At 66.4% G+C, this 8,098-nt stretch carries 7 protein-coding genes and 1 pseudogene; 4 read left to right on the forward strand and 4 right to left on the reverse strand.

Features of this window, described 5'->3' with window-relative positions:
- Nucleotides 1-229: 229 nt before the first annotated feature.
- From VOI27_RS22925 to VOI27_RS22935, 3 genes are all read right to left on the reverse strand, one after another.
- On the reverse strand, nucleotides 230-1,873 hold the full coding sequence (locus VOI27_RS22925; RefSeq protein WP_323768960.1) for a CTP synthase: 1,644 nt from the start codon (nucleotides 1,871-1,873) through the stop codon (nucleotides 230-232).
- Between the two features lie 203 nt (nucleotides 1,874-2,076).
- The gene (gene secG / locus VOI27_RS22930; RefSeq protein WP_323768962.1) at nucleotides 2,077-2,436 is read right to left on the reverse strand and encodes a preprotein translocase subunit SecG; all 360 of its coding nucleotides are present in this window, start codon (nucleotides 2,434-2,436) and stop codon (nucleotides 2,077-2,079) included.
- A gap of 370 nt (nucleotides 2,437-2,806) precedes the next feature.
- Nucleotides 2,807-3,202 carry a DUF6524 family protein gene (locus tag VOI27_RS22935; RefSeq protein ID WP_323768964.1) on the reverse strand — a complete coding sequence of 132 codons (396 nt, stop codon included), beginning with the start codon at nucleotides 3,200-3,202 and terminating at the stop codon, nucleotides 2,807-2,809.
- A gap of 166 nt (nucleotides 3,203-3,368) precedes the next feature.
- On the opposite strand from VOI27_RS22935, the gene VOI27_RS22940 reads away from it, so the two are divergent.
- From VOI27_RS22940 to VOI27_RS22950, 3 genes are all read left to right on the forward strand, one after another.
- Nucleotides 3,369-4,664, forward strand: a complete 1,296-nt coding sequence (locus tag VOI27_RS22940) for an adenylosuccinate synthase (RefSeq protein WP_323768966.1) — start codon at nucleotides 3,369-3,371, stop codon at nucleotides 4,662-4,664.
- Nucleotides 4,665-4,671: 7 nt separating this feature from the next.
- Nucleotides 4,672-4,911, forward strand: a complete 240-nt coding sequence (locus VOI27_RS22945) for a DUF2842 domain-containing protein (protein ID WP_323768968.1) — start codon at nucleotides 4,672-4,674, stop codon at nucleotides 4,909-4,911.
- 376 nt (nucleotides 4,912-5,287) lie between these two features.
- Nucleotides 5,288-6,217, forward strand: a complete 930-nt coding sequence (locus tag VOI27_RS22950) for a DMT family transporter (protein WP_323768970.1) — start codon at nucleotides 5,288-5,290, stop codon at nucleotides 6,215-6,217.
- On the opposite strand, the gene VOI27_RS22955 is transcribed toward VOI27_RS22950, so the two are convergent.
- Nucleotides 6,168-6,860 carry a thiamine diphosphokinase gene (locus VOI27_RS22955; protein ID WP_323768972.1) on the reverse strand — a complete coding sequence of 231 codons (693 nt, stop codon included), beginning with the start codon at nucleotides 6,858-6,860 and terminating at the stop codon, nucleotides 6,168-6,170. The genes VOI27_RS22950 and VOI27_RS22955 overlap by 50 nt on opposite strands.
- A 120-nt stretch (nucleotides 6,861-6,980) precedes the next feature.
- Here VOI27_RS22955 and VOI27_RS22960 point away from each other — a divergent pair.
- A pseudogene (locus VOI27_RS22960) lies at nucleotides 6,981-8,098 on the forward strand (hypothetical protein); the annotation flags it as partial.

Consider the following 8,098-nt stretch of genomic DNA (forward strand, 5'->3'; position numbering starts at 1 on the left):
GACCAAGAATGCGGACGGCTCCCAATCCGGCACACGGGCTCTTGCCCAGGGACCTCACGGGATGCCGTCCGCACCTCCATTATACAGAAAACTGGTTAGACAGGGACCTCCTGGCCAAAGAGAGAGGCCCCGGATCAAGTCCGGGGCGCGGCAGATGGACTTCTCACCGGCCAAGACAAGCAAAAGGGCGGAAAACTCCCGCCCTTCGCTCGCCATCAATTCTACAGCCTTACACCAACCGCGAGATTTCCTTCGCCGCCCGCACGAAATCCTTGAACAGCGGATGCGGCTCGAAGGGTTTCGACTTCAGCTCCGGGTGGAACTGCACGCCGATGAACCAGGGGTGATCCTGCCATTCGACGATCTCCGGCAGCCGCCCGTCGGGCGACATCCCCGAGAACACCAGACCGTGCTTTTCCAGCTGGTCGCGATACTTGATGTCGACCTCGTAACGGTGCCGGTGCCGCTCGTCGATCTCCTGCGTGCCATAGACCTGCGCCACCTTCGAGCCGTCCTTCAGCGCCGCGTCATAGGCGCCAAGCCGCATGGTGCCGCCCTTGTCGTCGGTGGCCGAACGATGCACCTTGGCATTGCCCTGCACCCATTCCTTGAGGTGATAGACCACCGGCTCGAAGCGCCGCTTGCCGGCCTCGTGGTCGAATTCCTCCGAGCCGGCGCCGGCCACCCCGGCGACATTGCGCGCCGCCTCGATGACGGCCATCTGCATCCCGAGGCAGATGCCGAGATAGGGCACCTTGTGCTCGCGGGCGAACTGCGCCGCCTTGATCTTGCCCTCGGTGCCGCGCTCGCCAAAGCCGCCGGGCACCAGGATCGCGTGGAACCCCTCGAGATGCGGCGCCGCATCCTCGCGGTCGAAGAGCTCGGCATCGACCCACTCGACCTTGACGCGCACCCGGTTGGCAATGCCGCCATGGGTCAGCGCCTCGGCGATCGACTTGTAGGCATCCTCGAGCTGGGTGTACTTGCCGACGATTGCCACCCGCACTTCGCCCTCGGCATGGTGGATGCGGTCGCTGACGTCTTCCCATTTGCTCAGATCGGGCTTCGGCGCCGGAGAGATCTGGAAGGCATCAAGCACCGCCTGGTCCAGCCCCTCGCGATGATAGGCCAGCGGCGCATCATAGATCGTCGACATGTCCTGTGCGGCGATCACCGCATCGGGGCGCACGTTGCAGAACAGCGCCAGCTTCTCGCGTTCCTTGGCCGGGATCGGCCCTTCAGACCGGCACACCAGGATGTCCGGCGCGATGCCGATCGAGCGCAGTTCCTTGACCGAGTGCTGCGTCGGCTTGGTCTTCAACTCGCCGGCCGCCTTCATCCAGGGCAGCAGGGTCAGATGCATGAAGATGCACTGCCCGCGCGGCTTGTCCTGGCTGAACTGACGGATCGCCTCGAAGAACGGCAGGCCTTCGATATCGCCGACGGTGCCGCCGATCTCGCAGAGCATGAAATCCACCTCGTCCTCGCCGATCGAGATGAAGTCCTTGATCTCGTTGGTGACGTGCGGAATGACTTGGATGGTCTTGCCGAGGTAGTCGCCGCGGCGCTCCTTCTCCAGCACGTTGGAGTAGATGCGGCCGGACGAGACGGAATCGGTCTTGCGCGCCGCCACGCCGGTAAAGCGCTCGTAGTGACCGAGGTCGAGATCGGTCTCGGCGCCATCGTCGGTGACAAAGACCTCGCCATGCTCGAACGGGCTCATGGTGCCGGGATCGACGTTGAGATAGGGGTCCAGCTTGCGCAGCCGCACCGAGAACCCGCGGGCCTGCAGCAGGGCACCGAGCGCGGCCGAGGCCAGCCCCTTGCCAAGCGAAGACACAACACCACCGGTGATGAAGATAAAGCGCGCCATGCTGTCGGAAACTCCCGTAGTCGAAGGTATTTGAACCGCACGGCCAGACGGCTGGAATCACGCGGTACCACGGGAGTCCATTGTTACAGGGCTCGCGTGGATTTGACAAGCCGACCGCAAGATACTGTTGCGGTCAGCCACGAAATCTCAATGGATTGTGGAGGCGGGCGGGCAGGGCGCCAAGCGCCGCCGCCCGTGCCGGATCAGTCGGCGCGCGGCACCAGCGGCGCGTTCTCGTCCTGCGCCGGCGGCAGCAGTTCGTCGCCGGGCAGGGCCGGGGTGGCCGCATCGCCTTCGGTTTCGGCCGAGGGCACCAGCCGGTCGATGACCGAGCTGCCGGCGGAATTCTGTGCCGCGATGATGGTCAGGGTGATCGAGGTGACGATGAAGGCCGCGGCCAGCACCCAGGTGATCTTGCCCAGCGCGGTCGCCGCCGAGCGGCCCGCCACGGCGCCACCGCCGCCACCCATGCCAAGGCCGCCGCCTTCAGAGCGTTGCATGAGCACAACGCCAATCAGCGCCAGCGCCAACAGCAGGTGGATGATCAGGACGACGTTTTCCATGGGGCCTCGCGGGGTATCGTGTTGCCGGGCTATGTAGGCGGAAAGATCCGCACGCGCAACCCGCAACCCGGGCCGGGCCGTCCCGCCCGCCTCAAACCCCTCACGCTTCCCCCAGCTTCATCCTGCAGGATAACCTCCGGGGCAGGCCCCAGGCCGGGCGCAGCGCCCCCATCCGCCCTCACACCCGGCGCCGCATCCGCGGACCTCATGCCGCACGCTCCCCAGCTTCATCTTGCCCAATAAACCTCCGGGGGAGGCCGCAGGCCGGGGGCAGAGCCCCCAATCCTTCCTCACGCCATGCGCCCCGCCGGCGCCCCTCACACCCTCGCGCCCCGGCCCCCGCGCCGGGGCCTCCTGGCGCAGAGGCAACTCAGGCGTCGACGTCGTCCACATCCGCCTGCCCCGAGAGCCTTCGCCGCAGGATCGACCAGCTCAGCCCGATCCCCAGCACCGTCGACAGCGCGACGATCCCGAGCCAGGTGTTGAGCGCCTGGTTGTCGAGCGTCAGCACGCCGAAATCATGCAGCACCCAGAGCAGGGCGCCGACGATGGCGGCAATCAGCATCATGCCGAACGCCCCGATCGAGCGCAGCGTGGCGCGGAGGTAGATGATCCAGCCGACCAGCAGCAAAAGCCCCAGCAGGATCACCAGCGGCAATTGCGCGTCCCAGGCGCGCAGCGCCCAGCCGAGATAGCTGAACTCGGTCGGATTGAAGGTGGCGGCGACCAGAACGAAGGCAAAGACCCAGCGAAGCAGAAAACCCATGGCGGCCTCTTTTGGTGAAACGCCTGCCACATCTAGCCGATTGCCGGCCCGTGTCCAGCGTCGGCAATTTCGCCTCCGCCGCAGCCGGGGATGAATTTCGCGGTTTCGCCCCCGCGCCGCAGCGGCTATATCGGCGCGGGTTTGGCACCGTAGAGAAGGATGTGACATGGCCAATGTTGTCGTGGTCGGCGCACAATGGGGCGACGAAGGTAAGGGCAAGATCGTTGACTGGCTCAGCGAACGCGCCGATGTGATCGCGCGCTTTCAGGGCGGCCACAACGCGGGCCATACCCTTGTCATCGACGGCAAGGTCTACAAGCTGCATGCGCTGCCCTCGGGCGTGGTGCGCGGCGGCAAGCTCTCGGTGATCGGCAACGGCGTGGTGCTCGACCCCTGGCACCTGCTGCAGGAGATCGAGACGATCCGTGCCCAGGGCGTCGAGATCACCCCAGAGACGCTGATGATCGCCGAGAACACGCCCTTGATCCTGCCCTACCATGGCGAGCTCGACCGGGCCCGCGAAGAGGCGGCCTCGAAGGGCACCAAGATCGGCACCACCGGCCGTGGCATCGGTCCGTGCTACGAAGACAAGGTCGGACGCCGCGCCATCCGCGTCGCCGATCTGGCCGATGCCGCGACGCTTGAAGCCCGCGTCGACCGCGCGCTGCAGCACCATGATCCACTGCGCAAGGGGCTGGGCGTCGAGGCGATCGACCGCGACGCTCTGGTGGCGCTGCTCAAGGAGGTGGCGCCGAAGATCCTCGAATACGCCGCCCCGGTCTGGAAGGTGATGAACGAGAAGCGCAAGGCCGGCAAACGCATCCTCTTCGAAGGCGCGCAGGGTGCGCTTCTGGACATCGATTTCGGCACCTATCCCTTTGTCACCTCCTCGAACGTGATCGCCGGGCAGGCGGCCACCGGGGTTGGCATCGGCCCGGGCGCGATCGATTACGTGCTGGGCATCGTCAAGGCCTATACCACCCGGGTTGGCGAAGGCCCGTTCCCGACCGAGCTCGACGATGCCGATGGCCAGCGTCTGGGCGAGCGCGGCCATGAATTCGGCACCACCACCGGCCGCAAGCGCCGCTGCGGCTGGTTCGACGCCGCCCTGGTGCGCCAGACCTGCGCCACCTCCGGCGTCACCGGCATCTCGCTGACCAAGCTCGACGTGCTCGACGGGTTCGAGACGCTGAAGATCTGCACCGGCTACGAGCTTGACGGCCAGCCGCTCGACTACCTGCCCACCGCCGCCGACGCCCAGGCGCGCTGCACCCCGGTCTACGAGGAGATGCCGGGCTGGTCAGAGAGCACCGAGGGCGCGCGCAGCTGGAACGACCTGCCGGGCAACGCGGTGAAATACGTCCGCCGCATCGAGGAGCTGATCCAATGCCCGGTCGCTCTGCTGTCCACCTCGCCGGAACGGGACGACACCATCCTCGTCACCGATCCCTTCGCGGATTGAGCGCGGCATGGGCAAAGGGCTGAGCTACAAGGCCCGCCGGCGCTGGTCGCTGGTGATCCTGCTGGTGGGGCTGCCGATCTATATCGTGGTGGCGGTGAGCATCGTGAACATGCTCGACCGCCCGTCGATCCTGGTGGAGCTTCTGGTCTACATCCTGCTCGGCGTGCTCTGGGCGCTGCCCTTCCGCTTCGTGTTTCGCGGCGTGGGGCAGGCCGATCCGGAGGCCGGTGACGACCGCGACGGCTAACCTGAGCCTTGGCGGCAGGCTGGACTCAGGTCGTGCATCACGCTCTGGCCTGGCCGAGAACCATCTCTGAATTTACGCGCGTTAACAGAGGCCGCAGGCCTCCGCGCATCGTCATCCCGAGGGCATGCCTCCGGCATGACGCCGCCCCCAGGCACGGCGATTTGGCAGCCAAAAGTGCGCCGAACGGATGTCGTACGGGCATGGCTGGAATAATGCGGCCGATTGCACGGTCGGATCGCCGTACCGCGGCCCTGCGATGCGCGGCTCTGTCAGCATTCTCCCAACGCGCCAACAAAGGCCGCAACCTCACTGCCAAAACCATCAACCCCGCGCAATCTCATTGCCGCCACACGAAGCTTCGCGCTAACCTGCAACCATGACGCGCGCGCCACAGGTCCTGGCACAGGACAACCCCTTTCTCGGCATCCTCCTGATGCTCGGTTTCTGCCTGCTGGCGCCGCTCGGCGATGCCATCGTCAAGCTCCTGGGCGAGACCGTGCCGCTGCTTGAGGTCCTCACCATCCGCTTCCTTATCCAGGCCATCGTCCTGGCGGCACTGGTCCAGGCCACGCGCCGGACGTGGTACATGTCGCCGCGGGTGTTCCGGCTGGCCTGGCTGCGCGCGGTGCTGCATATCGCCGGCATCGCCGCGGTCTTTGCCTCGCTGCGCTATCTGCCGCTGGCCGAGGCGATGGCGATTGCCTATGTCATGCCCTTCCTGATGCTGTTGCTCGGCCACTATGTGCTGGGCGAAGAGATCGGCGCCCGCCGGACCGGGGCCTGCGTGGTGGGCTTTCTGGGCACGCTGATGGTGGTGCAGCCGACCTTTGCCGATGTCGGCTGGCCGGCGCTGCTGCCGCTGCTGGTGGCGGTGATCTTCGCGCTCTTCATGCTGGTCACCCGGCAGATCGCGCGCGAGACCGATCCGATCTCAATGCAGGCGATCAATGGCATCATGGCCTGTCTGATCCTGATCCCGCTGTCGGTGGTGGCGCAGGGCGGCGATCTCGGCCAGACCTACGTGGCGCTCGACCAGACCGAGATCCTGCTGCTTGCCGCCGTCGGCGTCACCGGCACCGCGGCGCATCTGCTGATGACCTGGAGCCTGCGCTTTGCCCCGTCGGCCACCGTCGCGCCGATGCAATACCTCGAGATACCTGTGGCGATGTTCTATGGCTGGCTGATCTTTGCCGACCTGCCCAATGGTCTCGCGCTGCTCGGCATCTGCGTCACCATGGCGGCGGGGCTTTATGTCGTCATGCGCGAGCGGTCGATGTCGCGGACCCCGCCGCTAGAACAGACCTGACCGCCTGATCGAGGCAGTCGCGCGGCAGGATCACCAACATCCCCGGACCGTTCATCTCGAGCGTCACCTCCGGGCCCAGCGCCTCGTTCGAGGTGCCGACCCGGCCGCCGGGGGCAAAGCCGATGCCGTCGATCGGCCAGCGCAGCCCGCGGCTTCGCCCGGTCACCGCGCGCATCGGAAAGAGCGACACCCGGGTGCCCGCGGCGAGGTCGAGCACCAGCCGTGAAGGGGCGTGAAACACCAGGTCCTCCCGGCCGATCAGCAGGCAAGGCCGGTCGGGCCGCGCCGCCAGCCGGTTGAAGACCGAGAGCTGGTGATCGACCCGCGCGCCGAGAAACCCCAGCCCGAGGATCAGCGGCGCCGCAATATTGCGAAGGCATTTGTCGAAGTCGGTGCTGTCCTGCTCGGCGATAGGGTGCAGGCTCTCGGGGGGCAAGGCCTTGCGGGTCGCCTCGGGCAGCGAGTCGAAATCGCCGATCACCGCCTCCGGCGTCACCCCGTGGCGCAGCAGCACCAGCGCGCCGCTGTCGGCCGCCACCGCCCGCCGCGCCCAGCCTTGGGCAAGGATCAGGTCGGCGTGGCGGAACTCGCCGCCGCCGGCCAGCAGGACCGGCTCCGAGGAAGTGACTATGGGTTCGTTCATGGCTTTTTAGCCATATTCCGGGAGAAAGGTCACAATCTAGCCACGAAATGATACGCTCACTTGCACAGATTCGGGCCGCTTTGGCCGGGACCATCATGATAAACATGACCTTGCAGGTTTTTGGAAGGCGAGCACACGATGGTACAGACAAATAAAATCCTGACCGTCTCTTACGGCACGTTCTCGTGCACGTTGGAAGGGTTCGACGAATCCTTCGAGACCATGAAGGCAATTGCGGAATACTTCCGCGACCTGGCATCGGACGACCGATACTTCGGCGCCGAGCCACCGACTCCCGACGCAGAAATGCTGGCGCGGATCGCGGAAAAGGAGATCTCCCGCCGCGTCGAGGCCCGGTTCGAGGATGACGGCATCGTGCTGCGCCCCTCGCTGGCCGCCGTGGCCGAGGCCGAAACCGCGCCGGAGCCCGTCGCGTCGCAGACCAGCCCAGAGAAACACGTAGCTGCTGAGCCCGAACCCCAGCCGGAATCCGAAGCCCAGTCCGCGCCAGAGGCCCGGCCCGAGCCCGAGGTGACACCCGAGCCGATGCCGGCCGCTGCCACCGACGCGGTGAGCGATGCGGCACTCGACGAAGAGCTCGAGTCCATGGCCGAGGCGCTTGATATCCACGCCGGGCAGGAGGTGGACGAGGCCGAGATCGTCGAGACACCGAAGCCGGACCAAGAGAACGATGTCGCAGACGCCTCGGTGCCCGAGGTCCGTCTGCCGGAAACGCCCGCAATCGATCCGGTGGCTGCGGCCAAACCCGACCGCATGCCCGAATCGATCGCCGACAAGCTGGCCCGAATTCGCGCCGTCGTCTCGAACGCCAGCAGCGCAAACCGCGCGGCTCCGGCCGAGGCGATGGGCGACGCGGCCCCCGCGATTGCCGCGGCACCGAAAGCCGATGACGCGTCCGAAGAAGCAATGGTCAATGTCATGTCCACGCTCGGCTCTGGCGAGGGCGACGACAGCCTGATCGAGACCCCGGCGATGGCGGCCGCGGTCGAAATGAGCCTTGACGGGATCGCCGAACTGGCCCCGAACAAGCCAGAGATCGCCGCAGACCCGGCTCCGATGGTTGACCTGGCGGACCTGGTAGAGGACGCGTCCGAAGCCGAAGCCGAAGCCGAAGCCGAAGCCGAAGCCGAAGCCGAAGCCGAAGCCGAAGCCGAAGCCGAAGCCGAAGCCGAAGCCGAAGCCGAAGCCGAAGCCGAAGCCGAAGCCGAAGCCGAAGC

The sequence above is a fragment of the Marinovum sp. genome, assembly GCF_034669705.1.
Taxonomy (GTDB): Bacteria; Pseudomonadota; Alphaproteobacteria; order Rhodobacterales; family Rhodobacteraceae; genus Marinovum.

Excerpts from the sequence above, each read along its gene's own strand:
- VOI27_RS22925 (WP_323768960.1), bottom strand. The coding sequence starts at position 1,873 with ATGGCGCGCTTTATCTTCATCACCGGTGGTGTTGTGTCTTCGCTTGGC.
- secG (WP_323768962.1), bottom strand. The coding sequence starts at position 2,436 with ATGGAAAACGTCGTCCTGATCATCCACCTGCTGTTGGCGCTGGCGCTG.
- VOI27_RS22935 (WP_323768964.1), bottom strand. The coding sequence starts at position 3,202 with ATGGGTTTTCTGCTTCGCTGGGTCTTTGCCTTCGTTCTGGTCGCCGCC.
- VOI27_RS22940 (WP_323768966.1), top strand. The coding sequence starts at position 3,369 with ATGGCCAATGTTGTCGTGGTCGGCGCACAATGGGGCGACGAAGGTAAG.
- VOI27_RS22945 (WP_323768968.1), top strand. The coding sequence starts at position 4,672 with ATGGGCAAAGGGCTGAGCTACAAGGCCCGCCGGCGCTGGTCGCTGGTG.
- VOI27_RS22950 (WP_323768970.1), top strand. The coding sequence starts at position 5,288 with ATGACGCGCGCGCCACAGGTCCTGGCACAGGACAACCCCTTTCTCGGC.
- VOI27_RS22955 (WP_323768972.1), bottom strand. The coding sequence starts at position 6,860 with ATGAACGAACCCATAGTCACTTCCTCGGAGCCGGTCCTGCTGGCCGGC.